22 protein-coding genes are annotated in these 26,068 nt (G+C 61.4%); 12 read left to right on the top strand and 10 right to left on the bottom strand.

Features of this window, described 5'->3' with window-relative positions:
• Window position 1 precedes the first annotated feature (1 nt).
• From Q8X48_RS25240 to gloB, 7 genes are all read right to left on the bottom strand, one after another.
• Window positions 2-1,612, bottom strand: a complete 1,611-nt coding sequence (locus Q8X48_RS25240) for an ABC transporter ATP-binding protein (RefSeq protein WP_407801772.1) — start codon at window positions 1,610-1,612, stop codon at window positions 2-4.
• A 1-nt stretch (window position 1,613) separates the two neighbouring features.
• Window positions 1,614-2,633 carry an ABC transporter permease gene (locus Q8X48_RS25235; protein WP_015095378.1) on the bottom strand — a complete coding sequence of 340 codons (1,020 nt, stop codon included), beginning with the start codon at window positions 2,631-2,633 and terminating at the stop codon, window positions 1,614-1,616.
• A gap of 1 nt (window position 2,634) precedes the next feature.
• Window positions 2,635-3,708 (bottom strand): microcin C ABC transporter permease YejB, encoded by a 1,074-nt coding sequence (locus tag Q8X48_RS25230; RefSeq protein WP_007979116.1) that lies wholly within the window; start codon window positions 3,706-3,708, stop codon window positions 2,635-2,637.
• 4 nt (window positions 3,709-3,712) lie between these two features.
• Complete coding sequence (locus tag Q8X48_RS25225) at window positions 3,713-5,554, bottom strand: extracellular solute-binding protein (RefSeq protein ID WP_407801773.1); 1,842 nt, start codon at window positions 5,552-5,554, stop codon at window positions 3,713-3,715.
• Window positions 5,551-7,371: an extracellular solute-binding protein gene (locus Q8X48_RS25220; RefSeq protein ID WP_407801787.1), complete on the bottom strand. Its 1,821-nt coding sequence runs from the start codon at window positions 7,369-7,371 to the stop codon at window positions 5,551-5,553. The genes Q8X48_RS25225 and Q8X48_RS25220 overlap by 4 nt, the downstream gene beginning before the upstream one ends.
• A gap of 278 nt (window positions 7,372-7,649) precedes the next feature.
• Entirely contained in the window at window positions 7,650-9,080 is a 1,431-nt protein-coding gene (locus Q8X48_RS25215) for a transglycosylase SLT domain-containing protein (protein WP_126046054.1), read from the bottom strand.
• Between the two features lie 99 nt (window positions 9,081-9,179).
• Window positions 9,180-9,947, bottom strand: coding sequence for a hydroxyacylglutathione hydrolase (gene gloB, locus Q8X48_RS25210; protein WP_407801775.1), 768 nt, complete (start codon window positions 9,945-9,947; stop codon window positions 9,180-9,182).
• A gap of 65 nt (window positions 9,948-10,012) precedes the next feature.
• On the opposite strand from gloB, the gene Q8X48_RS25205 reads away from it, so the two are divergent.
• From Q8X48_RS25205 to Q8X48_RS25185, 5 genes are all read left to right on the top strand, one after another.
• The gene (locus Q8X48_RS25205) at window positions 10,013-10,771 is read left to right on the top strand and encodes a class I SAM-dependent methyltransferase (protein WP_407801776.1); all 759 of its coding nucleotides are present in this window, start codon (window positions 10,013-10,015) and stop codon (window positions 10,769-10,771) included.
• Window positions 10,772-10,864: 93 nt separating this feature from the next.
• Entirely contained in the window at window positions 10,865-11,317 is a 453-nt protein-coding gene (rnhA, locus tag Q8X48_RS25200; protein ID WP_007996378.1) for a ribonuclease HI, read from the top strand.
• Window positions 11,318-11,510: 193 nt separating this feature from the next.
• Window positions 11,511-12,269 (top strand): DNA polymerase III subunit epsilon, encoded by a 759-nt coding sequence (gene dnaQ / locus Q8X48_RS25195; protein ID WP_007979124.1) that lies wholly within the window; start codon window positions 11,511-11,513, stop codon window positions 12,267-12,269.
• 282 nt (window positions 12,270-12,551) lie between these two features.
• Complete coding sequence (locus Q8X48_RS25190; RefSeq protein ID WP_407801777.1) at window positions 12,552-14,807, top strand: Orn/Lys/Arg decarboxylase N-terminal domain-containing protein; 2,256 nt, start codon at window positions 12,552-12,554, stop codon at window positions 14,805-14,807.
• Between the two features lie 14 nt (window positions 14,808-14,821).
• Window positions 14,822-15,436 carry a GNAT family N-acetyltransferase gene (locus tag Q8X48_RS25185; protein WP_407801778.1) on the top strand — a complete coding sequence of 205 codons (615 nt, stop codon included), beginning with the start codon at window positions 14,822-14,824 and terminating at the stop codon, window positions 15,434-15,436.
• On the opposite strand, the gene Q8X48_RS25180 is transcribed toward Q8X48_RS25185, so the two are convergent.
• Together Q8X48_RS25180 and Q8X48_RS25175 are read right to left on the bottom strand one after the other, a co-directional pair.
• Window positions 15,402-16,295, bottom strand: a complete 894-nt coding sequence (locus Q8X48_RS25180) for a LysR substrate-binding domain-containing protein (RefSeq protein WP_407801779.1) — start codon at window positions 16,293-16,295, stop codon at window positions 15,402-15,404. The genes Q8X48_RS25185 and Q8X48_RS25180 overlap by 35 nt on opposite strands.
• A gap of 88 nt (window positions 16,296-16,383) precedes the next feature.
• Window positions 16,384-16,611: a hypothetical protein gene (locus tag Q8X48_RS25175; RefSeq protein WP_015095369.1), complete on the bottom strand. Its 228-nt coding sequence runs from the start codon at window positions 16,609-16,611 to the stop codon at window positions 16,384-16,386.
• A gap of 175 nt (window positions 16,612-16,786) precedes the next feature.
• Between Q8X48_RS25175 and Q8X48_RS25170 the strand changes: the two genes are divergently transcribed.
• A complete protein-coding gene (locus Q8X48_RS25170) occupies window positions 16,787-17,347 on the top strand; it encodes an NADPH-dependent FMN reductase (protein ID WP_407801780.1) in 561 nt (186 codons plus the stop codon).
• Window positions 17,348-17,545: 198 nt separating this feature from the next.
• Here the strand turns inward: Q8X48_RS25170 and Q8X48_RS25165 are convergent, their stop codons facing one another.
• A complete protein-coding gene (locus Q8X48_RS25165) occupies window positions 17,546-18,496 on the bottom strand; it encodes a DUF1853 family protein (protein WP_015095367.1) in 951 nt (316 codons plus the stop codon).
• 117 nt (window positions 18,497-18,613) lie between these two features.
• On the opposite strand from Q8X48_RS25165, the gene Q8X48_RS25160 reads away from it, so the two are divergent.
• Genes Q8X48_RS25160 through pepN form a run of 6 tightly spaced genes read left to right on the top strand, consistent with a single transcriptional unit; the run spans window position 18,614 to window position 25,130 of the window.
• Window positions 18,614-19,504: an NAD(+) kinase gene (locus Q8X48_RS25160; RefSeq protein WP_007979142.1), complete on the top strand. Its 891-nt coding sequence runs from the start codon at window positions 18,614-18,616 to the stop codon at window positions 19,502-19,504.
• Window positions 19,501-20,475, top strand: a complete 975-nt coding sequence (locus tag Q8X48_RS25155) for a metallophosphoesterase (protein ID WP_371918120.1) — start codon at window positions 19,501-19,503, stop codon at window positions 20,473-20,475. The genes Q8X48_RS25160 and Q8X48_RS25155 overlap by 4 nt, the downstream gene beginning before the upstream one ends.
• Entirely contained in the window at window positions 20,472-21,341 is an 870-nt protein-coding gene (locus Q8X48_RS25150; RefSeq protein ID WP_407801781.1) for a rhomboid family intramembrane serine protease, read from the top strand. Before Q8X48_RS25155 ends, Q8X48_RS25150 begins: the two co-directional genes overlap by 4 nt.
• Before the next feature lie 33 nt (window positions 21,342-21,374).
• Window positions 21,375-21,635, top strand: coding sequence for a YeaC family protein (locus tag Q8X48_RS25145; protein ID WP_407801782.1), 261 nt, complete (start codon window positions 21,375-21,377; stop codon window positions 21,633-21,635).
• A complete protein-coding gene (locus Q8X48_RS25140) occupies window positions 21,632-22,462 on the top strand; it encodes a DUF2797 domain-containing protein (RefSeq protein ID WP_407801783.1) in 831 nt (276 codons plus the stop codon). The genes Q8X48_RS25145 and Q8X48_RS25140 overlap by 4 nt, the downstream gene beginning before the upstream one ends.
• A 10-nt stretch (window positions 22,463-22,472) precedes the next feature.
• Window positions 22,473-25,130 carry an aminopeptidase N gene (pepN, locus tag Q8X48_RS25135; protein ID WP_407801784.1) on the top strand — a complete coding sequence of 886 codons (2,658 nt, stop codon included), beginning with the start codon at window positions 22,473-22,475 and terminating at the stop codon, window positions 25,128-25,130.
• Window positions 25,131-26,068: the final 938 nt, after the last annotated feature.

The raw sequence follows: 26,068 nt of genomic DNA, 5'->3' as shown, positions 1-26,068 counted from the left end.
GTTATTGCGCAGTGGCCGGAGCCAAAAAAGCGGCTTCCAGCAACTGCTGTGTATACGGATGTTGGGGGGCGGCAAAAATGCTTTGCGCGTCTCCCTGTTCGACCACTTGGCCATGCTTGACCACCATCAGCTGGTGGCTCAGCGCTTTCACCACAGCCAGGTCATGGCTGATAAACAGATACGTCAGGTTGTACTTGGTTTGCAGCGAACGCAAAAGCTCCACTACCTGGCGTTGTACCGTGCGGTCGAGGGCCGAAGTCGGCTCGTCCAGCAAAATCAACGCCGGTTTTAACACCAATGCCCGGGCAATGGCGATTCTCTGCCGTTGCCCGCCGGAAAATTCGTGGGGGTAGCGGTGCCGGGTGTCCGGATCCAGGCCTACCTCCTTGAGTGCTGCAATGATCGCTTGTTCCTGTTCCGCCTCGGTGCCCATCTTGTGGATCCGCAGGCCTTCGCCAACGATGTCGTTCACGCACATCCGCGGGCTCAGGCTGCCGTACGGGTCCTGAAACACCACTTGCATCTGCCGCCGCAGCGGCCGGACCTGTTGCTGTGTCAGGCTGTCCAGCGGCTGGCCTTCAAAGCGAATGGCGCCTTTGCTGGCGATCAACCGCAAAATCGCCAGGCCCAGGGTCGATTTGCCGGAACCGCTTTCACCCACTATCCCCAGGGTCTGGCCCTGGGGCAGGCTGAAGTTGATGCCGTCGACCGCCTTGACGTAATCCACCGTGCGCTTGAGCAAGCCTTTCTTGATCGGAAACCAGACTTTCAGGTCCTCGACCGCCAGCAAGGGCGGGCCGATCACGTTGCTGGCAGGCTTGCCGCCGGGCTCCGCTGCCAGCAGTTCCCGAGTGTACGGATGCTGCGGCGCGCGGAACAATTCTTCGCACGATGCCTGTTCGACGATGCAACCTTGCTGCATGACACATACGCGATGCGCAATTCTTTGCACAAGGTTCAAATCGTGGCTGATCAGCAGCAGCGCCATGCCCAGGCGGGCCTGCAATTGCTTGAGCAATTCGAGGATTTTCAGCTGAACGGTCACGTCCAGCGCGGTGGTCGGCTCGTCGGCGATCAGCAGTTCCGGTTCGTTGGCCAGGGCCATGGCGATCATCACCCGCTGACGCTGGCCGCCGGACAATTCGTGGGGCAGGGCCTTGAGGCGCTTGTGTGGCTCGGGGATGCCGACCATCTCCAGCAGTTCCAGGGTGCGTTTGGTCGCCACCTTGCCGCTCAGGCCCTTGTGGATGCCCAGCACCTCGTTGATCTGCTTTTCGATCGAGTGCAGCGGGTTGAGCGAGGTCATCGGCTCCTGGAAGATCATTGCAATCCGGTTGCCACGGATGTGGCGGATGGTTTTTTCCTTCAGGTCCAGCAGGTTCTGCCCGGAATACTCGATGGTGCCGGAGGGATGGCGGGCGAGCGGGTAGGGCAGCAGGCGCAGGATCGAATGCGCGGTCACCGATTTACCGGAACCGCTCTCGCCGACCAGGGCCAGGGTTTCGCCGCGCCTGATGTCGAAGCTGACGCCTTCGACGGCCCGCTGACAACGATTGCCGACGACAAACTCGACGGACAGGTTGCGCACTTCGATCAGATTGTCCTGATTCATTTCACTTCCTCGGGTCGAAGGCATCGCGAGCGGATTCGCCGATGAACACCAGCAGGCTCAACATCAGGGCCAGCACCGCAAAGGCGCTGATGCCCAGCCAGGGCGCCTGCAGGTTTGATTTACCCTGGGCCACCAGTTCACCCAGCGACGGGCTGCCCGCCGGCAGACCGAAACCGAGGAAGTCCAGGGCGGTCAATGTGCCGATGGCGCCGGTGAGGATGAATGGCATGAAGGTCATGGTCGAGACCATCGCATTGGGCAGGATATGGCGGAACATGATCGCGCCGTTCTGCATGCCCAGGGCGCGGGCGGCACGCACGTATTCCAGGTTGCGCCCGCGCAGGAATTCGGCGCGCACCACGTCCACCAGGCTCATCCACGAGAACAGCAGCATGATCCCCAGCAGCCACCAGAAGTTGGGTTGCACGAAGCTGGCAAGGATGATCAGCAGGTACAGCACCGGCAGCCCGGACCAGATCTCCAGGAAGCGCTGCCCGGCCAGGTCCACCCAGCCGCCGTAAAAACCCTGCAAGGCGCCTGCGATCACGCCGATGATCGAACTGAACACGGTCAGGGTCAGGGCGAACAGCACCGAAATGCGGAAACCGTAGATCACCCGGGCCAGCACGTCGCGGCCCTGGTCGTCGGTGCCCAGCAGGTTGTCCGTCGAGGGCGGGGCCGGGGCCGGGACTTTCAGGTCGTAGTTGATGCTCTGGTAGCTGTAGGGAATCGGCGCCCACAGCACCCAGGCGTCCTTGGCCTTGAGCAGTTCGCGGATGTACGGGCTCTTGTAGTTGGCTTCCAGCGGAAATTCGCCGCCGAAGGTGGTTTCCGGGTAGCGCTTGAGCGCCGGGAAGTACCAGTTGTTGTCGTAATGCACCGCCAGCGGCTTGTCGTTGGCGATCAACTCGGCACCCAGGCTGGCGCCGAACAGGATCAGGAACAGCCACAGCGACCACCAGCCACGCTTGTTGGCCTTGAACAGTTCAAAGCGTCGGCGATTGAGAGGGGACAGGTTCATCTCAATGCTCCCGGCTTTCGAAGTCGATGCGCGGATCGACAAAGGTGTAGGTGAGGTCGCCGATCAGTTTCACCACCAGCCCCAGCAACGTGAAGATGAACAGCGTGCCGAACACCACCGGGTAATCGCGGTTGATCGCCGCTTCGAAACTCATCAGGCCCAGGCCGTCAAGGGAGAAGATCACCTCCACCAGCAGCGAACCGGTGAAGAAGATACCGATAAAGGCTGAAGGGAAACCGGCGATCACCAGCAGCATGGCGTTGCGGAACACATGGCCGTACAGCACGCGGTGGTTGGTCAGGCCCTTGGCCCTGGCGGTGATCACGTACTGCTTGTTGATCTCGTCGAGGAAACTGTTTTTGGTCAGCAGGGTCATGGTCGCGAAGTTGCCGATCACCAGTGCGGTCACCGGCAGCGCCAGGTGCCAGAAGTAGTCGAGGATCTTGCCGCCCATGCTCAGTTCATCGAAGTTGTTCGAGGTCAGCCCGCGCAACGGGAACCAGTCCAGATAGCTGCCGCCGGCGAATACCACGATCAACAGGATGGCGAACAGGAACGCCGGGATCGCGTAGCCGACGATGATTGCCGAACTGGTCCAGACGTCGAAATGGCTGCCGTGTCGCGTGGCCTTGGCGATCCCCAGCGGGATCGACACCAGGTACATGATCAGGGTGCTCCACAGCCCGAGGGAGATCGAGACCGGCATCTTTTCCTTGATCAGGTCGATGACCTTGGCGTCGCGAAAGAAGCTGTCGCCGAAATCCAGCGACGCATAGTTCTTGACCATGATCCACAAGCGTTCGGGCGCCGATTTGTCGAAGCCGTACATGTGCTCGATTTCCTTGATCAGCGCCGGGTCCAGGCCCTGGGCGCCGCGATAGGCCGAGCCTGCCACCGAGACTTCGGCACCGCCGCCGGCGATGCGGCTGGTGGCGCCTTCGAAGCCTTCGAGCTTGGCGATCATCTGTTCCACCGGCCCGCCCGGGGCGGCCTGGATGATCACGAAATTGATCAGCAAGATGCCGAACAGGGTCGGAATGATCAGCAACAGTCGACGAAAAATGTACGCCAGCATCTGATTACTCCGTGCCCGCAGGATCGGCCTGCAGTATGGTTTCGACTTCTATCGCCGGCTTGATGTCGGGCTTGACCCACCAGGTGGCCGTGCCGATGTCGTACTTGGGCGAGACCTTCGGGTGGCCGAGGTGGTTCCAGTACGCCACGCGCCAGGTCTTGATGTGCCAGTTGGGTATTACGTAATAGCCCCATTGCAGAACGCGGTCCAGCGCGCGGGCATGGGCCACCAGGCTTTTGCGCGAATCGGCGTTGATCAGTCGCTCGACCAGTTGATCGACCACCGGATCTTTGAGCCCCATGGAATTGCGACTGCCGGGTTTGTCGGCGGCGGCCGACATCCAGAATTCCCGTTGTTCGTTACCCGGTGAGTTGGACTGCGGGAAGCTGCCGACGATCATGTCGAAGTCCCGGGAACGCACGCGGTTGATGTACTGCGAGACGTCGACCCGGCGGATCACCAGATCGATACCCAGGTCGCTCAGGTTGCGCTTGAACGGCAGCAGTACCCGTTCGAATTCGGTCTGGGCCAACAGGAACTCAATGACCACCGGCTTGCCGGTGGCGTCGACCATTTTGTCATCGACGATGCGCCAGCCGGCCTCCTGCAACAGTTGATAGGCTTGCCGTTGCTGGGCGCGGATCATGCCACTGCCGTCGGTAGTCGGGTTCTGGAAGGCTTCGCTGAACACCTGCGACGGCAGCTTGGCGCGGAACGGTTCGAGGATCGCCACCTGCTCGGCGTCAGGCAGGCCGGTGGCAGCCATTTCCGAGTTCTCGAAGTAACTGCGGGTACGCACATAGGCCCCGTTGAACAGTTGCTTGTTGGTCCATTCGAAATCCAGCAACAGTGACAGGGCCTGGCGCACACGCACATCCTGGAACACCGGGCGACGCATATTGAACACGAAGCCTTGCATGCCGGTCGGGTTGCCGTTGGGAATCTGCTCCTTCACCAGTCGGCCCTCGGTGACCGCCGGGATGTTGTAGGCGTTGGCCCAGTTCTTCGCGGTCATCTCCAGCCAGTAGTCGAACTGCCCGGCCTTGAGCGCTTCCAGGGCCACGGTGTTGTCGCGGTAGTAATCGGTGGTCATCACGTCGAAGTTATAGAAACCGCGATTGACCGGCAGGTCCTTGCCCCAGTAATCCTTGACCCGCTCGTAGCGCACCGAGCGCCCGGCCTTCACTTCGCCGACCTTGTACGGGCCGCTGCCCAACGGGATCTCGAGGTTGCCCTTGTTGAAGTCGCGGTCGGCCCACCAATGCTTGGGCAGCACCGGCAACTGGCCGAGGATCAGCGGCAGCTCGCGGTTGTTGGTGTGCTTGAACTTGAACAGCACGGTCAACGGGTCTTCGGCGATCACTTCGGCCACGTCGTTGTAGTAACCGCGGTACATCGGTGCGCCGTCCTTGGTCAGCATCTGGAAGCTGAACACCACGTCCTCGGCGCGTACCGGATGGCCGTCATGGAAGCGAGCTTCGGGGCGCAGGTAGAAGCGCACCCAGCCGTTGTCCGGGGCTTTCTCGATCAGCCGGGCGATCAGGCCGTACTCGGTGAACGGTTCGTCCAGGCCTTGCTTGGCCAGGGTGTCGTAGATGATGCCGATATCATCCGCCGGCACGCCTTTGCTGATGAACGGGTTGAGGCTGTCGAAGCCACCGAATCCGGCCTGGCGGAAGATCCCGCCCTTGGGCGCGTCGGGATTGACGTAGTCGAAGTGCTTGAAGTCGGCCGGGTATTTCGGCGGCTCGTTGTACAGGGTCACGGCGTGTTGCGGGGCGGCGCAGGCCAGTCCGGCGAACAACAGGCCGCTGGCCTGCAGGAGCAGGGTGCGGATGGGGGTCATTGATCTTTCTCCGAAGATTTCAGCCACCACGCATTCAGGCCCAGGGTGTAAGGCGGCGTGGTGACAAAGGCGAGCCGGTTGCGGTACGCCAGACGGTGATAATTGAGGTACCAGTTGGGAACGATGTAGTGCTGCCACAGCAGCACGCGGTCAAGGGCCTTGCCGGCGGCGACTTGCTGGTCACGGGTCTGGGCGGCCAGCAACTGTTCGAGCAGATGGTCGACCACCGGGTTGGCAATGCCTGCGTAGTTCTTGCTGCCCTTGACCCCCGCCTGGCTGGAATGAAAGTACTGCCATTGTTCCAGGCCCGGGCTGAGGGTCTGGTTGAGGGTCATCAGGATCATATCGAAATCGAACTGGTCGAGGCGCTGTTTGTATTGCGCGCGATCGACCGTGCGCAGCCGCGCATCGATGCCGATGCTGGCGAGGTTCTCGACATAAGGCTGGAGGATGCGTTCCAGATTCGGGTTGACCAGCAACAGCTCCAGGCGCAAGGGTTGGCCTGCGGCGTTTTGCAGGTGCTGGCCATTGAGCTTCCAGCCGGCTTCGGCGAGCAGGCCGAGGGCTTTGCGCAAGGTCTCCCGGGGGATGCCGCGGCCATCGGTCTGCGGCAGGCTGAACGGCTCGGTAAAGAGCCTGGCCGGCAGTTGTTCACGGTAGGGCTTGAGCAACAGCCATTCATGCCCGACCGGCAAGCCGCCGGCCGAGAACTCGCTGTTGGGGTAATAGCTCATGGCGCGCTTGTAGGCACCGCTGAACAGCGCGCGGTTGGTCCATTCAAAGTTGAACATCAGCCCCAGTGCTTCACGGACCCTGGCATCCGAGAAAGTCGGTCGGCGGCTGTTCATGAACAGGCCCTGGGTCTGGGTCGGGATCTGGTGGGGAATCTGTGCCTTGATCACGTCACCACGGCGTAGGGCGGGGAAGTTGTAGCCGGTGTCCCAGTTCTTCGCCTGATGCTCGATATAGATGTCGAATTCACCGGCCTTGAACGCCTCGAATGCGACGTCGCTGTCGCGGTAGAACTCGACTTCCATGCGGTCGACGTTGTACTTGCCGCGATTGACCGACAGGTCCTTGCCCCAATAATCCTTGACCCGTTCGAAGACGATCTGGCGTCCTGGCGTGACCGTCGTGATGCGGTACGGCCCGCTGCCCAGTGGCGGTTCGAACGTGGTGGCCTTGAAGTCACGGCCCTTCCAGTAGTGCTGTGGCAACACCGGCATTTCGCCCAGGCGCAGGATCAGCAGCGGATTGCCGGCGCGCTTGAACACGAAACGGATGCGCTGGGGGTTGAGGATGTCGACCCGCAGCACCTCCTGAAGGTTGGTGCGGTACAGCGGATGCCCTTCCTTGAGCAGCGTGCGGTAGGAGAACGCAACGTCGAAGGCGGTAATCGGCGTGCCGTCATGGAAGCGTGCTTCAGGACGCAGGTTGAACACCACCCAACTGCGGTCCTCGCTGAACTCCACCGACTGGGCGATCAGGCCATAGCTGGACGCGGGCTCGTCACCCGACGGCGCGTACTGCCCGGTGCCGACCATCAGCGGTTCGTTGAGTTCGTTGATGCCGTATTGCAGGAAGTTCGGCGTGGTGACCGGGCTGGTGCCCTTGAAGGTGTACGGGTTGAGCGTATCGAAGGTGCCAAACGCCATCACCCGCAACGTACCGCCTTTGGGCGCTTGCGGGTTGACCCAGTCGAAGTGGGTAAATCGGGCCGGGTACTTGAGCGTGCCGAACTGCGCATAACCATGGCTTTCGCTGATCGTCGCGCTTGCGGTGGAGCTCAAGGCCAGGCTGATCAGGAGCAGGGGCAGGGGACGCTTCAAATAGGAGATCCGATCCAGGCGGCTTGGGCTTTGTGGACCGTACAGTAACAGCTTGTATGGACAGGAAAAAGACGGGGGGCAAATGCGTAATATCGGCCGGGCCACAATCCCTGTGGGAGCGAGCTTGCTCGCGATGGCGGCGTGTCAGTCGCCATCAATGCAAACTTATACGCCGTCATCGCGAGCAAGCTCGCTCCCACAGGTTTTTGAGCAGCCCACAAAAACTGTGAAGACATAAAAAAGCCCCTGAAATCAGGGGCTCTTTTTTAATGCGGATTGGCCACTGTCAACATCTGGCCGGGCTTCAGCGCCTGGCCGACACGAGGATTCCAGCGCTTGAGGTGCTGCATCTCGACGTTGAAGCGCTTGGCCACGATGTACAGCGAGTCGCCTTGCTGGACCTTGTACTTGGTCTGCTGCTTTTTGGAGTTGGCGGCAATCACGGTGTTGACGCGCCCGGAGCTGCGTTTGCTGTTGTCCTGCATCACCAGGGTCTGGCCGGGCTTGAGATTCTTGCCGGTCAGTTTGTTCCAGCGTTGCAGGTCCTTCACGTCAACGTTGTTGGCCTTGGCGATGGAGCCGAGGTTGTCCCCCCGCTTGACCCGGTAGGACCGCCTGGCGCTGGCGACCTGGGTGTCGTCGGCACCTTCGAAGACCGGCTTGAGCGATTTCTTGCTGATCAACTCTTCAGGACGCATGGTCTGCAGGCTGCTGGTCAGCAGTTGCGCCTTGGAAGTCGGCACCAGCAGGTGCTGCGGGCCGTCGATGGTGGTGCGCTGCTTGAAGGCCGGGTTGAGCTGGAACAGTTCATCTTCGTCGATGTTGGCCACTTCAGCGACCTTGGACAGGTCCATGCGCTGGTTGATTTCGACGACCTGGAAATAGGGTTCGTTGGCGATCGGGTTGAGGTTCACGCCGTAGGCTTCCGGCGCCATCACCACTTGCGACAGCGCCAGCAACTTCGGCACGTAGGCCTGGGTTTCGGAGGGCAGTGGCAGGTTCCAGTAATCGGTCGGCAGACCGAGACGCTCGTTGCGCTCGATGGCCCGGCTGACGGTGCCTTCGCCGGCGTTGTAGGCCGCCAGGGCCAGCATCCAGTCGCCGTTGAACATGTCGTGCAGGCGGGTCAGGTAATCCAGCGCGGCGGTGGTCGACGCGGTGATGTCGCGACGGCCATCATAGAAACGGGTCTGGCGCAGGTTGAAGTAACGCCCGGTGGACGGGATGAATTGCCAAAGACCCACCGCGTTGGCCCGGGAATAGGCCATCGGGTTGTAGGCACTCTCAATCACTGGCAGCAGGGCCAGTTCCAGCGGCATGTTGCGTTCTTCAAGGCGCTCGACGATGTAGTGAATGTAGAGGCTGCCACGTTCACCGGCGTTTTCGAGGAAAGACGGATTGCTGGCGAACCACAGGCGCTGCTGCTCGATACGCGGGTTGACACCCAGCCCGTCCTGCAACTGGAAGCCTTGGCGCATACGCTCCCAGACGTCCTGTGGAATTTGCGGGCTGGGCTTTTCGCTGAGCCAGATCGGCTTCTGCTTGGCGCGCGCGGCGATGTTCTGCGTGTGCGCCGCATCGGTCTGCGGCGCATGGCTGGAACAGCCCGCCAGGGTGGCGGACACAGCCACCGCAATGGCTTGAGCCAGGCGGGTCAATGCGTCGGAACTGATGGCTTTGCGAATAGGTGACGACATTGGCTGGAAGTAAGTTCCGGGCAAAAATGTCGGGCGATTCTAGAAAGCGCACCCTGCGCGGTCAACCTTTCAGAATTGTTACAGCCTTTGGGGACCCCTTTAGAACGTGTCTTTCCAAGCGCGAAGCGCAGCAAAAACCATATCGGGCGCCGAGTTATCGGTGCCGGTCCGTTCGTCCGCTTTTTCTTTAACGGATGTTTCACCGGCGCGCAAAAACGGGTTTGTCAGCTTTTCCAGTGCCAGTGTCGACGGCAGCGTCATGATCCCGGATTCCCGTTGGCGGGTGACTTTGGCCAGGCGTTCGGCCGTATCCGGATTGTTCGGTTCGACGGCTGCGGCAAACTTCAGATTGCTCAGGGTGTATTCGTGGGTGCAGTAGACCAGCGTGTCTTCCGGCAACTCCGCGAGACGTGTCAGCGAGCTGTACATTTGCTGTGGCGTGCCTTCGAACAACCGCCCGCAACCGGCGGCAAACAGGGTGTCGCCGCAGAACAGCAAGCCGTGATGGTAATAGACGATATGTCCCAGGGTGTGGCCGGGGACCGCGAAGATATCGAAGTCCAGCCCGAGCACGCTGATGCGCTCGTTGTCCTTGAGCGCAACGTCCCGCGCCGGGATCTTTTCGCTGGCCGGACCATAGACTTTCGCGTCCGTCGCTTTTTTCAGCTGTTCGACCCCGCCGACGTGGTCATGATGGTGGTGAGTGATCAAAATATCACTCAGTACCCAGCCCGGATTGGCCGCAAGCCAGGCGTGTACCGGGGCGGCATCACCCGGGTCGACCACCGCGCAGCGTTTGCTGCGGTGGTCTTGTAACAACCAGATGTAGTTGTCGGTGAAGGCGGGCAGGGCTGTGATCTGTATCATCGTCGGATTCGCCAAGCGGAAAACAATGGCGCATCTTAGAACTTCCTGGCGTGTTGGAGAATGCAATGACTGATAAAGCGTTCGCACAGGCTGATCCTGACTGGCTGGCGTTGATCAGCGCCGCCCGCGAGTGGCTGGAAGGTCCGATCGGGCAATTCCTGCTGGACGAAGAGCGTCGCATGCTCGAAGACGAGCTCGGGCGGTTCTTTGGTGGCTATCTGGTGCATTACGGTCCGTCGGCCCAGACCCCGCCGTCAGCGCCGCAGGTGCAGCGCAACGTACGCCTTGGCGCGCCGTTGCCGGGGGTCGAGATCGTCTGTGAAGAACAGGCCTGGCCGCTGAGCGAGCACGCTGCCGACGTGGTGGTGTTGCAGCATGGCCTGGATTTCTGCCTGTCGCCCCACGGGTTGCTTCGCGAGGCTGCAAGCAGCGTGCGCCCCGGCGGGCATCTGCTGATCGTCGGCATCAATCCCTGGAGCAGTTGGGGCCTGCGGCATGTGTTTGCCCAGGATGGGTTGCGCAAGGCGCGCTGCATTTCGCCGTCACGGGTCGCGGACTGGCTGAACCTGCTGGGCTTCGCGCTGGAGAAACGCCGCTTCGGGTGCTATCGTCCGCCGCTTGCGTCTGCGGCGTGGCAAACCCGCCTGGCCGGATGGGAGCGCAAGGCCGGTGACTGGCAACTGTCGGGTGGCGGCTTCTATTTATTGGTGGCGCGCAAGATCGTGGTGGGCCTGCGACCGGTCCGTCAGGAGCGGCGCGAGCCGATGGGCAAATTGATTCCTTTGCCGATGGCCAAGGTCAACCGTCGCAATATCGAACCGTAACACACACTTTTTCATTTGCGGCCGGGCCTGTCCCGGCTTCGGGCGTCGTCGATCTGCGATCGGCGGGCCAGCGCATTTTCTGGATAGATTGGCATGAGCGATAGCGTAGAACTGTTCACCGACGGCGCCTGCAAGGGCAACCCCGGCCCTGGCGGCTGGGGCGCACTGCTGGTGTGCAAGGGCGTTGAAAAGGAACTCTGGGGCGGCGAAGCCAATACCACCAACAACCGCATGGAGCTGATGGGTGCGATCCGTGGCCTGGAAGAGCTCAAGCGTCCCTGTGAGGTGCTGCTGGTGACCGACTCCCAGTACGTGATGAAGGGCATCAACGAGTGGATGGACAACTGGAAGAAGCGCGGCTGGAAAACCGCGGCGAAGGAGCCGGTGAAAAACGCTGATCTGTGGAAGTTGCTCGACGAGCAGGTCAACCGCCACAAGGTCACCTGGAAATGGGTGCGCGGGCACATTGGCCATCACGGCAACGAACGCGCCGACCAGTTGGCCAACCGTGGCGTTGACGAAGTGCGCGGGTACAAGCAGGACTGATTTGGGCTCGACTGCTGGACCGAGTCGTGGCCTTCGCGAGCAGGCTCGCTCCCACAGTTGATCTCCATATGCCGAAGAGCCCTTGTGAGCGAGCCCGCTCGCGAAGGGCGCAACACGGTCCACCTGAAAGACCCGGGCGAGCGTGTTAACATCACCGCTTTTGCACGATTGACCGATTGAGAGCTGAGCACTGATGGCCACCAGATCCGTTGTACTCGACACCGAAACCACCGGCATGCCGGTGACCGACGGCCACCGGATTATCGAAATCGGTTGTGTCGAGTTGATCGGCCGACGCCTGACGGGCCGGCACTTTCATGTGTACCTGCAGCCCGATCGCGAAAGTGACGAGGGCGCCATCGGCGTCCACGGCATTACCAACGAATTCCTCGTGGGCAAGCCGCGTTTTGCCGAGGTGGCCGAAGAATTCTTCGAGTTCATCAAGGGCGCGCAGCTGATCATCCATAACGCGGCGTTCGACGTTGGCTTCATCAACAACGAATTCGCCCTGATGGGGCAGCAGGACCGCGCGGACATCACGCAGCACTGCACGATCCTCGACACCCTGATGATGGCCCGGGAACGTCACCCGGGGCAGCGCAACAGCCTCGACGCCTTGTGCAAACGTTATGGCGTCGACAACTCCGGCCGTGAGCTGCACGGCGCCTTGCTCGACTCCGAGATTCTCGCCGACGTCTACCTGACCATGACCGGCGGGCAGACCAGCCTGTCCCTGGCCGGTAACGCCTCCGATGGCAATGGCTCCGGTGAAGGGGCGGACAATTCGGCCACCGAAATCCGCCGTTTGCCGGCGGATCGCCAGCCAACGCGCATCATCCGCGCCAGCGAAGACGACCTGGCCCGCCACGCGGCGCGCCTGGAAATCATCGGCAAATCCGCTGGTGCCCCGGCGTTGTGGGTGCAGTTGGCTGAGGCTGAGGCGCAGGCGTAACTCCCCCCATTTTGCAACCACTGCTTTTGTGGCGAGGGGGCTTGCCCCCGTTCGGCTGCGAAGCAGACATAATTCCATTCTCTGCGGTTTATCCGAAAGATTGTTGGGGGTCGCTTCGCGACCCAACGGGGGCAAGCCCCCTCGCCACAGGCAAGCCCCCTCGCCACAGGGAAGCGCTCTCGTCGCCACAAAGTGGTGCATCCCGCTCGCCACTTGCGCGGTAACACTCTACCCTGAGGTGATTGGCAGGCTCTGGTCTGCCGCCTCAGGACACTGAGCCTCATGTATAAAGATTTGAAATTCCCGGTCCTGATTGTCCATCGCGACATCAAGGCCGACAGCGTCGCCGGCGACCGCGTGCGGGGGATTGCCCGGGAGCTGGAGCAGGAAGGGTTCAGCGTCGTTTCGGCGGTGAACTACACCGAAGGACGACTGGTGGCGTCGACGTACCATGGCCTGTCCTGCATGTTGATAGCGTCTGAGGACGCCAGCACCCATTCCCATTTATTGCAAAACATGGCCGAACTGATCGGTCTGGCGCGAGTGCGTGCGCCGGATCTGCCGATCTTCGCCCTGGGCGAAAAAGTGACCCTGGAAAACGCGCCCGCCGATGCCATGGCCGAGCTCAACCAGCTGCGCGGCATTCTTTACCTGTTTGAAGACACCGTGCCCTTTCTTGCCCGGCAGGTGGCCCGTGCTGCGCGCAAGTACCTTGATGGCCTGTTGCCGCCATTCTTCAAGGCCCTGGTGCAGCACACCGCGGATTCCAATTACTCGTGGCACACCCCCGGTCACGGCGGAGGGGTGGCGTATCACAAAAGTCCGGTCGGGCAGGCGTTTCACCAGTTTTTCGGGGAAAACACCCTGCGCTCGGATCTTTCGGTGTCGGTGCCGGAGCTCGGGTCCTTGCTCGATCACACCGGCCCCCTGGCTGAAGCCGAGGCCCGCGCAGCCCGCAACTTTGGTGCCGATCACACCTTTTTCGTGATCAATGGCACGTCCACGGCCAACAAGATTGTCTGGCATTCGGTGGTCGCTCGCGATGACCTGGTGCTGGTGGATCGCAATTGCCACAAGTCGGTGCTGCACTCGATCATCATGACCGGCGCGATCCCGCTGTACTTGTGTCCGGAGCGTAATGAGCTGGGGATCATCGGCCCGATTCCCCTGAGCGAGTTCAGCCGCGAATCGATCCAGGCCAAGATCGACGCCAGCCCGCTGACCAAGGGGCGTGCACCGAAGGTCAAGCTTGCCGTAGTGACCAATTCGACCTATGACGGCCTTTGCTACAACGCCGAACTGATCAGGCAGCAACTGGGCAACAGCGTCGAGGTATTGCACTTCGACGAGGCCTGGTACGCCTATGCGGCGTTCCATGAGTTTTTTGCCGGGCGCTACGGCATGGGCACGTCCCGTGATGAAGGCAGTCCGTTGGTGTTCACCACCCATTCCACCCACAAGTTGCTGGCGGCCTTCAGTCAGGCGTCGATGATTCACGTTCGCGACGGCGGCGCGCGGCAACTGGACCGGGATCGCTTCAACGAAGCGTTCATGATGCACATCTCGACCTCGCCGCAGTACGGCATCATCGCCTCGCTGGATGTGGCTTCGGCGATGATGGAAGGGCCGGCCGGGCGTTCGCTGTTGCAGGAAATGTTCGACGAAGCCCTGAGTTTTCGCCGGGCGCTGGCTAACTTGCGCCAGCATATTGCCGCTGATGACTGGTGGTTTTCGATCTGGCAACCGCCGTCGGCGCAAGGCATCGAGCGGGTCGTCACCGAGGACTGGTTGCTGCAGCCGGAGGCCGACTGGCACGGCTTTGGCGGCGTGACTGACGATTATGTGCTGCTGGACCCGATCAAGGTCACGCTGGTGATGCCGGGGCTGACGGCCGGTGGTGCCCTCAGCGAGCGTGGGATTCCGGCGGCGGTGGTCAGCAAGTTCCTTTGGGAGCGTGGCCTGGTGGTTGAGAAGACCGGGCTGTATTCGTTCCTGGTGCTGTTCTCCATGGGCATCACCAAGGGCAAGTGGAGCACGCTGCTCACCGAATTGCTGGAGTTCAAGCGCAGTTATGACGCCAACGTCAGCCTGGCCAGTTGCCTGCCTTGCGTGGCGCAGGAGAATGTCGCGCGGTATCAGGGCATGGGCCTGCGTGATCTGTGCGATCAGTTGCATGCCTGTTATCGCAGCAATGCCACCGCCAGGCACCTCAAGCGCATGTACACCGTACTGCCGGAAGTCGCGATGAAGCCGGCGGACGCCTATGATCAATTGGTGCGCGGTGAAGTCGAAGCCGTATCGATCGATGCGCTGCACGGACGGATCGCCGCGGTGATGCTGGTGCCGTATCCGCCCGGCATTCCGTTGATCATGCCGGGTGAACGCTTTACCGAGTCGACCCGCTCGATCATCGATTACCTGGCGTTTGCCCGCACGTTCGATAGCAGTTTTCCGGGGTTCGTTGCTGATGTGCACGGATTGCAACACGAAGATCAGGGCAGTGGGCGGTGCTACACCGTCGATTGCATCAAGGAGTGAGGACCTTTCCCAGTATGCAGCCGGTTATAAATCCGAATTACCCAGGGTTGTCGGTACGGGTTGCCGATGAAGGTTTTGCCGCGTACATCTGGGGCAGTGACTTCAGTTTCGAAGTCGCGGCCTATGGTGCGGCCGAAATCGGCAAACCGGTCGCACTGTGGCCGGTGACGCCGATCACACCTTATCGCAAGTGCTACGGCATCGATCCGGAGGAGTTCAGCAGCTTTCGCAATGCCGCCGACAGCGCGATCTTCATGGCTTATCTGGATGACCAGCCCGTGGGGCACCTGGTGGTCAGTACCAACTGGAACGGCTTTGCCCATATCGACGAACTGGCGGTGCATGCACCGGCCCGACGGCACGGTGTGGCCAAGGCCCTGCTGGATGTGGCGCAGTTCTGGAGCCGCAAGAAGAAACTCCCGGGCATCATGCTCGAAACCCAGAACAACAACCTGGGGGCCTGCCGGCTCTACGAACGCTGCGGTTACATGATCGGCGGGATCGACCACCTGCGCTATCGGGGCATCGATCCGAACACCGCCGAAGTGGCGCTGTTCTGGTATCGATTGTTCGAAAACCCGCTGGAAAACCCGCTCAGTTCGTCAGCATCGCCGCGGCTTGTTCCGTGACGATGGCCAACAGGGCCTGAACCGCCGGAGACGCTTCGGCGTTTTTCAGGGACAGGGCGTAGAGACTGATCGGGATAGCGGGTGCCAGCGGGCAGCTGTCCAGTCCCGAGGCTTTGGCACCGACGGCAGTAAAGGGGTCGACGATGGCCAGGCCTTCGCCGGCCTCGACCATGCTGCGCATCATCTGGTGCGTCTGCACCCGGGTTTGAATCACCGGGGCAGGGCGCAAGCCGTGCAGTTTGTTTTCCAGTGCCGGGCTCAGCGGGTCGTGTCCCTCCAGGCCGATCATCGATTGACCGGCCAGGTCCTGCAGTGAAATGTATTTCTGCTTCGGTTGCAGCCAGCCGTGGGGCGCGAGCAACTGAAGTTTGCCCTGGGCAATCACCTGGCAATCGAGGTCGGCGTGATCGGGGTCGTGCAGGCTCAGGCCCAGATCGCTTTCACGCAGCAGCAGGCTTCTGACGATCTCGCGGGTCGGTTGGCTCAGCAGTGTGCAAGGCGCGTCGGGCAGGCGTCGGCGCAGGGCCGCGATACTGTGTGGCAACAATTGGTTGGCCAGGGGCGGGGTGCAGATGATGCGCAGCGGCGGCGCCAGGTATTGCCTGAGGCTGTTGGCCAGAAGCTGCACCGGTTCGAGCGCGTCGTAGACCCGGACAATTTCCACCTGCAGTTGCTGCGCTTCGCGGGTGGCCTGCAATCGTCCGCGAACGCTGGCGAACAACATGAACCCCAACTGATCCTCGGCGTCGCGCAGCAAGCGCTCGACTTCGGTCACTGGCAACTGCAGCCATTCGGCGGCGGTGCCCAGGTGACCGGTCTGCAGGAGCGCCTGGATCACTTCGATATGGCGTAAGCGCATGCGTGAAGTCCATGTTCAGCAGGTGGAGGAGTCAGTGGCTGAATCCTACCCCAAGTCCGCGCATATGACTTCTGCTCATAACGACGGGTTATGAGGCGCTGACGGTTTGCGGTTCGCGGGTAATGGTCACGCCGGTTTGCACCAGCATGAATTGATTGTCGTCGACCTTGTTGACACGGTCGCCAATGGCCAGCTTATAAGTGGTGACAGGCCCGGAACCGTCTACCGCCGGGGTGGATTCCTGGAACTCGTGCACCGAATAAATACGGCCTTGCGCGTCTCTTGCATGGAACTGACCGACAAGTACTGCTGCCATCTGCTTAGAACCTCTGGAGATAAATCACTCAATTTGCGGTTCTGTAGACCGTGTCTGGGTGAGGTAAGTTTTCCTACAGGGAAAAAATAATCAGGGACGGCGTTTTCAGTCGCCCGCTGCTTGAATCGTCATCTATAACTACAAGCTCTTCCTATCGGACAGTCGAGACATTCCCATGAGCAACGTCTATTCGGTCGCCGTCGTGGTCGGCAGCTTGAGAAAGGAATCGATCAACCGCAAGGTCGCACGGGCCCTGGCTGACCTGGCACCGGCCAATCTGAAGCTGAACATCGTCGAAATTGGCGATCTGCCGCTCTACAACGAAGACATCGATGGCGCTTCACCGCCGGCAGCCTACAGCACTTTCCGACAACAAGTGAGTACATCCGACGCGGTGCTGTTCGTGACCCCGGAATACAACCGCTCGGTGCCGGCACCGTTGAAAAACGCGATTGACGTGGGCTCGCGCCCCTATGGGAAAAGTGCCTGGAACGGCAAGCCGGGCGCGGTTATCAGCGTTTCGCCGGGGGCCGTCGGCGGGTTTGGTGCCAACCACAACCTGCGTCAATCCATGGTGTTTCTCAATGTGCCGCTGATGCAGCAACCGGAGGCCTATCTGGGGAACGCCGGTTCGGCGTTCGACGAGGCGGGCAAATTATCCGAGTCGGTCAAGCCGTTCCTGCAAAATTTCATCAATGCCTATGGGCAATGGGTCGAGCAGCACAAGAAAGTCTGATGGTCGTTAGCCAGCGCTTTGGCGTGCGAAGCGCTGGGTGGTTATCTCTTTAGACCGTGTTGGCCCCTTCGTCGGATCGCCGCCCGGACCAAGCCCGCTCCCACATTGGGCCTCAGCCGAACGCAAGTCTTGTATCCACTGAGGAACCCTGTGGGAGCGGGCTTGCTCGCGAGGAGGCCGGCTCAGGCAATACTGGACTCAACCCTGTCCCGGCACATTCGGCCAAAGATCCGCCACCAGAAACAGGCGTTCGGCCTCTTCCCAGTCACCGTTGGCATTTTCCGTCAGGCGCACCAGCAGTTGTGCCGGCGCCAGCGGGTCAAGGTCATTGAGCCATGCCCGCATCTGTTCAGGGGTCCAGGTGTGCTCCGCCCAATAGTGCGCCGGTGCCAGCCAGGCATGGCGGGGCAGGGGTTGCCAGCGACCGGGCGGGCTTTGGGCAATTAGCGCCGGCCAGTCCTTTTGATGCAGCCAGCGACCGCGCAGATGCTGCGGATGGGCACCCGACGGCGGGGCGGCCTGTCCGGGCCAGGGGTACAGCAAATAACCCCCCAGCCATAAATGGGCGCTGAAGGCCTGGATATCCAGCGCCGCCAGTACTTCACGGCTCTCGGGACGTGCGGAAATCGGTAACTGATGCTGGCTCAGGTGCGCCAGTTTGCGGTCGAGCCGATCGTGGCAGCCCGGGCCCAGCCACTGGGCGGTGTCGTGTCCGTCGCCCGATTGCGGGCCGAGGTAGAGCTTGATCGCCAGTTCCAGGTGATGCACCCCGTCGCGGTCGCGCAGCAGCATGTCCAGCTCACCCAGGGTGTGCCCTTCGCGGCGAATCGGCATGTTGGCGGCAATCAGTTCAATGCCCGGCGCGTGCTGCACGGCAAATTGCCAGAGGCGTTCGTAGTACAGACCCAGGCGGCGGGTGCGGGCCTGGGCCAGCCAATGCAGCAAGCCATAACTGTCCCGGTCCAGCTGTCGCAGCCACTGCTCCAGCCGGTCGGGAGCCTGCACCCAGTCGCTGCCAGCCAACGGGTGGCGTTGCGGCCACGGGGTATCGTCCAGCATGGGCGGGGCGAGGATGACCCACGCCAGGTCACGCACTTCGGGATGGCGTAACTGATGGGGCAGGTGGAGCAAATCCGGAAATAGCATCATCTTGCGAGCATAGCCCGAAACCCAGGCACACCCTTGAAGCTGAAAGGATTTTGTCTACGGGCGGCTTTCGCCCATAATCGTGGTTTTCGCCGCCACACAGATCCCCGCAGGAGCCTCATGGAGCAATTTCGCAATATCGGCATCATCGGTCGCCTGGGCAGTTCCCAGGTGCTGGATACCGTCCGCCGACTGAAACGGTTTCTGCTCGATCGTCACCTGCACGTGATCCTCGAAGACACCATCGCCGAAGTGCTGCCAGGGCACGGCCTGCAAACCTCGTCGCGCAAGATGCTCGGCGAAGTCTGCGACATGGTCATCGTGGTCGGTGGTGACGGCAGTCTGCTCGGCGCTGCCCGGGCGCTGGCCAAACACAATATTCCGGTGCTCGGCATCAACCGGGGCAGCCTGGGTTTCCTGACCGACATCCGCCCCGACGAGCTGGAAGCCAAGGTCGCCGAAGTGCTGGACGGCCACTATCTGGTGGAAAACCGCTTCCTGCTGCAGGCCGAGGTCCGCCGCCACGGTGAGGCGATCGGCCAGGGCGATGCCCTGAACGACGTCGTGCTGCACCCTGGCAAATCCACGCGAATGATCGAATTCGAGCTGTACATCGACGGCCAGTTCGTCTGCAGCCAAAAGGCCGACGGCCTGATCGTCGCCACGCCGACCGGTTCCACCGCCTACGCGTTGTCTGCCGGCGGGCCGATCATGCACCCCAAGCTCGACGCTATTGTTATTGTGCCGATGTACCCCCATACCTTGTCGGGCAGACCGATCGTGGTCGATGGCAACAGTGAGCTGAAAATCGTCGTGTCCAAGGATATGCAGATTTACCCGCAAGTCTCGTGTGACGGGCAGAACCACTTCACCTGCGCGCCCGGCGACACCATTACCGTCAGCAAAAAGGCCCAGAAACTGCGGCTGATTCACCCGCTCGACCACAACTACTACGAAGTCTGCCGGACCAAGCTCGGCTGGGGCAGCAAGCTGGGGGGTGGAGGCGACTGATGCTCGATCCCGCGCGTAGCTACGACCTGATCGGTGACGTGCACGGTTGCGCCCTGACCCTGGAGCACTTGCTCGACCGACTCGGTTATCACAAACAGGGTGGCGTCTGGCGGCATGCCTCGCGCATGGCGGTGTTCGTCGGCGATATCATCGACCGCGGCCCGCGGATTCGCGAGGCGCTGCACATCGTCCACGACATGGTCGAGGCCGGTCAGGCGCTGTGCATCATGGGCAACCATGAGTTCAATGCGCTGGGCTGGAGCACCCCGGCGCTGCCCGGCAGCGGCAAGCAGTTCGTGCGCGAGCACACGCCGCGCCATGCCCGCCTGCTGCAAGAAACCCTGACCCAGTTCGAAGGCCATCCGGCTGACTGGCACGACTTCCAGCAATGGTTCTATGAGCTGCCGCTGTTCGTCGATGCCGGGCGTTTTCGCGTGGTCCACGCCTGTTGGGATGCCGGGCTGATCGAGCCGCTGCGGGCGTTGTTCCCCAACGGTTGTGTCGACGAGCATTTTCTCCAGGCGTCGGCGGAGTCGGGTTCGTTTGCCTGCACCGTGTTCGATCGCCTGCTGCGCGGCACCGACATGCGCTTGCCCCATGGCCTGACCATGACCAGCGGCGACGGCCTGGTGCGTTCGTTCTTTCGCACCAAGTTCTGGGAAGACGATCCGAAAACCTACGGCGACATCGTGTTCCAGCCGGACGCGCTGCCTGAGCCCGTGGCCCGCACGCCGCTGACGTCCACTGAAAAGAACAGCTTGCTGCGCTATGGCGTCGATGAACCGTTGTTGTTCGTCGGCCATTACTGGCGCAGCGGCAAGCCGGCACCGATTCGCCCGAACCTGGCCTGCCTGGATTACAGCGCAGTGCTCTACGGCAAACTGGTTGCCTACCGACTGGATCAGGAAACCCGCCTCGATCCGGATAAATTCGTCTGGGTCGATGTCGAGCGGCCGGAGGTGCTGCAATGAGTGCTGTAGCGGTATTGCGTCTGCCCCTGGCGGTGGACTTGAGCGGGTTCGTCACCTTGCTCAAACGCATGCAAGTGCCCCATCGGGTCAGCGAAGAAGCGGGCGAGCAAGTGCTGTGGGTGCCGGACAATATCAGTGAAGACGTGCGCGCACTGTACGAACGGTTTCCTGGGGGCGATCCCGATCAGCAACTGGACATTCCGGTGGCGCAGACCGTCAAGCGTCCGGGCTTTGTCGAACAGTTGAAATACGCCAGGGCCACTGCACTGGTATTGCTGCTGAGCCTCATCGTCGGTGCGATCACCTTGCTCGGTGACAACCTGGAAACGATGCGCTGGCTGACCTTCCTGAAATTTCGCGTAGTCGGCGAATACATCCACTTCACACCGCTGGCCGACAGCCTGGCGGCGGGGCAGTGGTGGCGCCTGTTCACGCCGATGCTGATCCACTTCGGCATCCTGCACCTGGCGATGAACGGCATGTGGTACTGGGAACTGGGGCGGCGTATCGAGTCGCGCCAGGGCAGCATCAACCTGATCGGCCTGACCCTGCTGTTCAGCCTGGTGTCCAACTACGCCCAATACTACTTCAGCGGCCCGACCTTGTTCGGCGGTCTGTCCGGCGTACTGTACGGCCTGCTCGGGCATTGCTGGATCTTCCAGCTGCTGGCACCGAACCCGGCCTATCGCCTGCCGCGCGGCGTGCTGGTGATGATGCTGGTGTGGTTGCTGCTGTGCCTGTCCGGGCTGGTCTCGATGATCGGCTTCGGCGAAATCGCCAACGCGGCCCACGTCAGCGGGTTACTCATCGGATGCTTCACCGGTTTGTTGGGCGGTTTGTATAACCGCCGTAAACTGGCCGCCTAATTCAAGAACATGCAATAAAGAGACGGAGACCCAATGTCCTCTTTTAACGAAATGATCCAGAACATCACCTCCGATATCTACGAAAGCCTGAAACTGGCCGTGGAAATCGGCAAATGGTCCGACGGTGGCAAACTCACCGCCGAACAACGCGAGCTGTCGCTGCAGGCGATGATCGCCTGGGAAATCCAGAACCTGCCCGAAGACCAGCGTACCGGCTACATGGGGCCGCAGGAATGCGCCTCGAAGTCGATCGAAGTGCCGAATATCCTGTTCAAGTCGGATGCCATCCATTGATCGAGATTGGCCGCGGTGCAATCAGCAAAATGTCGGCACGCCTTGACGGGCCGAACGTGCAATACGCTTTCCGTCTGGGCGACACCGAGGTTCCGGTCAATCCGTTGATCGGGACTACGGTGCGCCTGGAATACCTGGGGGCGATCCACTGCACCCATTGCGGACGCAAGACCAAGACCAGTTTCAGCCAGGGTTACTGCTACCCGTGCATGACCAAATTGGCCCAGTGTGACCTGTGCATCATGAGCCCGGAGCGCTGCCACTTCGACGCCGGCACCTGCCGTGAGCCGGAGTGGGGCGAGAAGTTCTGCATGACCGATCACGTGGTGTACCTGGCCAACTCGTCGGGGATCAAAGTCGGGATTACCCGCGCTACCCAGTTGCCGACCCGCTGGCTCGACCAGGGTGCGAGCCAGGCCTTGCCGATCGTGCGCGTCTCGACCCGGCAACAGTCGGGTTTCGTCGAGGATCTGTTTCGCAGCCAGGTGGCGGACAAGACCAACTGGCGTGCTTTACTCAAGGGCGATGCGGCGGCGGTCAACCTGGCCGAGGTCCGCGATCAACTGTTCGACAGCTGTGCCGAAGGCTTGCAAGGGTTGCAGGAACGTTTCGGCTTGCAGGCGATCCAGACGGTTACCGGCGTCGAACCGCTGGAAATCCGCTACCCGGTCGAGCAATACCCGGCGAAGATTGTCAGCTTCAACCTGGACAAGAACCCGATTGCCGAAGGCACGCTGATGGGGGTCAAGGGCCAATACCTGATCTTCGACACCGGCGTGATCAACATTCGTAAATACACGGCTTACCAGCTCGCCGTGCATCAGTAAGGACTCCAGCATGCGCACCGAACAACCGAAGATGATCTACCTCAAGGACTATCAGGCGCCCGAGTACCTGATCGACGAAACACACCTGACCTTCGAGTTGTACGAGGACCACAGCCTGGTCCATGCGCAACTGGTGATGCGCCGCAACCCCGAGCGTGGCCCGGGGCTGCCGCCGCTGGTGCTGGATGGCCAGCAGCTGGAATTGCTGTCGGTCACCCTGGCCGACCAGGCGCTTTCTGCTGCGCAGTATCAGCTGACCGAGAATCACCTGACCCTGCACCCGACCAGCGCGACCTTCACGGTCGATACCAGCGTCAGGATCCATCCGGAAACCAACACCGCGCTGGAAGGCCTGTACAAGTCCGGCACGATGTTCTGCACCCAGTGCGAGGCCGAGGGCTTTCGCAAGATCACCTATTACCTCGACCGCCCGGACGTGATGAGCACCTTCACCACCACGGTCGTCGCCGAGCAGCACAGCTATCCGGTGCTGCTGTCCAACGGCAACCCGATCGCTTCCGGCCCCGGCGAAGATGGCCGGCACTGGGCGACCTGGGAAGACCCGTTCAAGAAACCGGCGTACCTGTTCGCGCTGGTGGCCGGTGACCTGTGGTGCGTCGAAGACAGCTTCACCACCCTGAGCGAGCGCAACGTGGCGCTGCGCATTTACGTCGAGCCGGAAAACATCGACAAGTGCCAGCACGCCATGAACAGCCTGAAGAAGTCCATGCGCTGGGACGAAGAGGTCTACGGTCGCGAGTACGATCTGGACATCTTCATGATCGTCGCCGTGAACGACTTCAACATGGGCGCCATGGAGAACAAGGGCCTCAACATCTTCAACTCCAGTGCCGTGCTGGCCAAGGCCGAAACTGCCACCGACGCCGCGCACCAGCGGGTCGAGGCGATCGTCGCCCACGAATACTTCCACAACTGGTCGGGCAACCGCGTGACCTGCCGCGACTGGTTCCAGCTGTCGCTCAAGGAAGGCTTCACCGTGTTCCGCGATGCCGGTTTCTCATCGGACATGAACTCGGCCACAGTCAAGCGCATCCAGGACGTGGCGTACCTGCGCACCCACCAGTTCGCCGAAGACGCCGGCCCCATGGCCCACGCCGTGCGCCCGGACAGCTTCATCGAGATTTCCAACTTCTACACCCTGACCGTGTACGAAAAGGGCTCGGAAGTGGTCGGCATGATCCACACCTTGCTCGGCGCCGAAGGCTTCCGCAAAGGCAGCGACCTTTACTTCGAACGCCACGACGGTCAGGCCGTGACCTGCGATGACTTCATCAAGGCCATGGAAGATGCCAATGGCGTCGACCTGACCCAGTTCAAGCGCTGGTACAGCCAGGCCGGTACACCCCGTCTGGCGGTGAGCGAGTCCTTTGATGCCGCGGCGAAAACCTACAGCCTGACCTTCCGCCAGAGCTGCCCGCAAACCCCGGACAAGGTTGAAAAACTGCCGTTCGTGATCCCGGTTGAGCTGGGGCTGCTCGATAGCAAGGGTGGCGAGATTGCCCTGCGTCTGGCTGGTGAAACCACCGCGCAAGGCACTTCACGGGTGATCTCGGTGACCGAAGCCGAGCAGACTTTCACCTTCGTCGACATCGCCGAACATCCGCTGCCGTCGTTGCTGCGTGGCTTCTCGGCACCGGTGAAACTGAGCTTCCCGTACAACCGCGACCAGTTGATGTTCCTGATGCAGCACGACAGCGACGGCTTCAACCGCTGGGATGCCGGCCAGCAACTGTCGGTGCAGGTGCTGCAAGAGCTGATCGCCCAGCAGCAGAAGGGCGAAACGCTGGTGCTCGATCAGCGCCTGGTGTCGGCACTGCGCACGGTGCTCTCGGACGAATCGCTGGATCAGGCCATGGTCGCCGAAATGCTCTCGCTGCCAAGCGAAGCGTACCTGACCGAAATCAGCGAAGTGGCGGACGTCGAAGCGATTCACAACGCCCGCGAGTTTGCCCGCAAGCAATTGGCTGACGCGTTGTTCGAGGGCTTGTGGCTGCGTTACCAGGCCAACCGCGAACTTTCGAAGCAAACGCCGTACGTGGCCGAGGCGGAACATTTTGCCCGTCGCGCCTTGCAGAACATTGCGCTGTCGTACCTGATGCTCAGCGGCAAGCCGGAGGTTCTGGCGGCGACGCTGGAGCAGTTCGACGCGTGCGACAACATGACCGAGCGCCTGACTGCACTCGCCGTATTGGTCAACTCGCCGTTCGAGGCCGAGAAGGCCAAGGCCCTGACCAGCTTCGCCGAACACTTCAAGGACAACCCGCTGGTCATGGACCAATGGTTCAGTGTCCAGGCCGGTAGCGTGTTGCCGGGCGGACTTGCGCGGGTCAAGGCGTTGATGCAACACCCGGCGTTCAACATCAAGAACCCGAACAAGGTGCGGGCGTTGATCGGCGCGTTTGCCGGGCAGAACCTGATCAACTTCCATGCGGCGGATGGTTCCGGGTATCGCTTCCTGGCGGATCTGGTGATCGAGTTGAACGGGTTTAACCCGCAGATCGCGTCGCGTCAGTTGGCGCCTTTGACTCGCTGGCGCAAGTACGACAGCGCTCGGCAGGCTTTGATGAAGGGGGAGCTGGAGCGGATTCGGGCTTCGGGGCAGTTGTCCAGTGATGTGTTTGAGGTGGTCAGCAAGAGTTTGGCTTGAGTCTGCTGTTGACCTTGGCGGCCTTCGGGCCGACCAGGTTCTTGGGTGATTGAGTACATATCCGTTTTTTGGGTAACGGCGGCTTATGGTTTCGCCCTTACGGCGAGTCCCTTTTGGCAAACGCCCGGAGTGCCGGCCCAGCCAAAAGGAACCAAAAGGTCTCGCCCCTTACGTACGGCCCCTCGCTAAAGCTCGGCGTTCCTTCGCTCCGGTATTCATCCGGGGGCATTGCCCTCCGGTCGGCTTCGCTTCGACCTACATGCAATGAGTTCGACTGCGTCGAACGGCGCTGCGCGCCAATCCCCGGATGAACACCTGCGCTCAGCCTGCCGAGGGGGCGGGTGGATCAAGATCAAGAGCTGCAGGCGAGCTAACGCTCGGCCTGATGAGTGGTGAGAAGCGTGGGTGTACGCCGATCAACTGCAATTGAATGGCCTGCCAGCGAAGGCGGCCTGGCAACTGACCTGGTATTTGCAGATGTCCCCAATCCCTGTGGGAGCGGTGTCGAGCGCAAAATCCGTGTACAACCACGTCCTCTGTGTGCCTGCTCGCGAAGACGGCCTGACAGCCACAGGTACATAACAGACGAGCGCACCCAGCAACCAGGCCGACCGGTAGGTCGCCTCGGACGCTGTTGCGGTACACGCCCCCTCGTGAGGCCGAGTGGAGGTTCTGCGCAGTGGGCAACCCGGCATGGATGCCGGGTTAGCCGTCGCCGGCCATGGATGGCCGATGGCGGCGGGCCCACGGAGCAGGACCGGAGCGAGGGCATGCCGAGCCTAGGCGAGGCACCGAATGTCAGGGGCAAGAGCGTTTGGTTACTTTGCGCTTTTCAAAGTGACCCGCCGTAAGGGCGGAACCATAAGCCGCCGTTACCGCAGAAATGGATATGTACACCGAACACCGAACACAACCACCCCCCCCAATCACCCCACCTG

It is taken from the genome of Pseudomonas sp. QLc11A, from assembly GCF_052112305.1.
GTDB lineage: Bacteria > Pseudomonadota > Gammaproteobacteria > Pseudomonadales > Pseudomonadaceae > Aquipseudomonas > Aquipseudomonas laurylsulfatiphila.
The sequence above is the reverse complement of the archived record's forward strand: the minus strand, read 5'-3'. Positions and strand labels throughout refer to the sequence as shown.

Bases quoted from the DNA above. Each gene is read 5' to 3' on its own strand.
- Q8X48_RS25240 (WP_407801772.1), bottom strand. From the start codon at position 1,612: ATGAATCAGGACAATCTGATCGAAGTGCGCAACCTGTCCGTCGAGTTT.
- Q8X48_RS25235 (WP_015095378.1), bottom strand. From the start codon at position 2,633: ATGAACCTGTCCCCTCTCAATCGCCGACGCTTTGAACTGTTCAAGGCC.
- Q8X48_RS25230 (WP_007979116.1), bottom strand. From the start codon at position 3,708: ATGCTGGCGTACATTTTTCGTCGACTGTTGCTGATCATTCCGACCCTG.
- Q8X48_RS25225 (WP_407801773.1), bottom strand. From the start codon at position 5,554: ATGACCCCCATCCGCACCCTGCTCCTGCAGGCCAGCGGCCTGTTGTTC.
- Q8X48_RS25215 (WP_126046054.1), bottom strand. From the start codon at position 9,080: ATGTCGTCACCTATTCGCAAAGCCATCAGTTCCGACGCATTGACCCGC.
- gloB (WP_407801775.1), bottom strand. From the start codon at position 9,947: ATGATACAGATCACAGCCCTGCCCGCCTTCACCGACAACTACATCTGG.
- Q8X48_RS25205 (WP_407801776.1), top strand. From the start codon at position 10,013: ATGACTGATAAAGCGTTCGCACAGGCTGATCCTGACTGGCTGGCGTTG.
- rnhA (WP_007996378.1), top strand. From the start codon at position 10,865: ATGAGCGATAGCGTAGAACTGTTCACCGACGGCGCCTGCAAGGGCAAC.
- dnaQ (WP_007979124.1), top strand. From the start codon at position 11,511: ATGGCCACCAGATCCGTTGTACTCGACACCGAAACCACCGGCATGCCG.
- Q8X48_RS25190 (WP_407801777.1), top strand. From the start codon at position 12,552: ATGTATAAAGATTTGAAATTCCCGGTCCTGATTGTCCATCGCGACATC.
- Q8X48_RS25185 (WP_407801778.1), top strand. From the start codon at position 14,822: ATGCAGCCGGTTATAAATCCGAATTACCCAGGGTTGTCGGTACGGGTT.
- Q8X48_RS25180 (WP_407801779.1), bottom strand. From the start codon at position 16,295: ATGCGCTTACGCCATATCGAAGTGATCCAGGCGCTCCTGCAGACCGGT.
- Q8X48_RS25175 (WP_015095369.1), bottom strand. From the start codon at position 16,611: ATGGCAGCAGTACTTGTCGGTCAGTTCCATGCAAGAGACGCGCAAGGC.
- Q8X48_RS25170 (WP_407801780.1), top strand. From the start codon at position 16,787: ATGAGCAACGTCTATTCGGTCGCCGTCGTGGTCGGCAGCTTGAGAAAG.
- Q8X48_RS25165 (WP_015095367.1), bottom strand. From the start codon at position 18,496: ATGATGCTATTTCCGGATTTGCTCCACCTGCCCCATCAGTTACGCCAT.
- Q8X48_RS25160 (WP_007979142.1), top strand. From the start codon at position 18,614: ATGGAGCAATTTCGCAATATCGGCATCATCGGTCGCCTGGGCAGTTCC.
- Q8X48_RS25150 (WP_407801781.1), top strand. From the start codon at position 20,472: ATGAGTGCTGTAGCGGTATTGCGTCTGCCCCTGGCGGTGGACTTGAGC.
- Q8X48_RS25145 (WP_407801782.1), top strand. From the start codon at position 21,375: ATGTCCTCTTTTAACGAAATGATCCAGAACATCACCTCCGATATCTAC.
- pepN (WP_407801784.1), top strand. From the start codon at position 22,473: ATGCGCACCGAACAACCGAAGATGATCTACCTCAAGGACTATCAGGCG.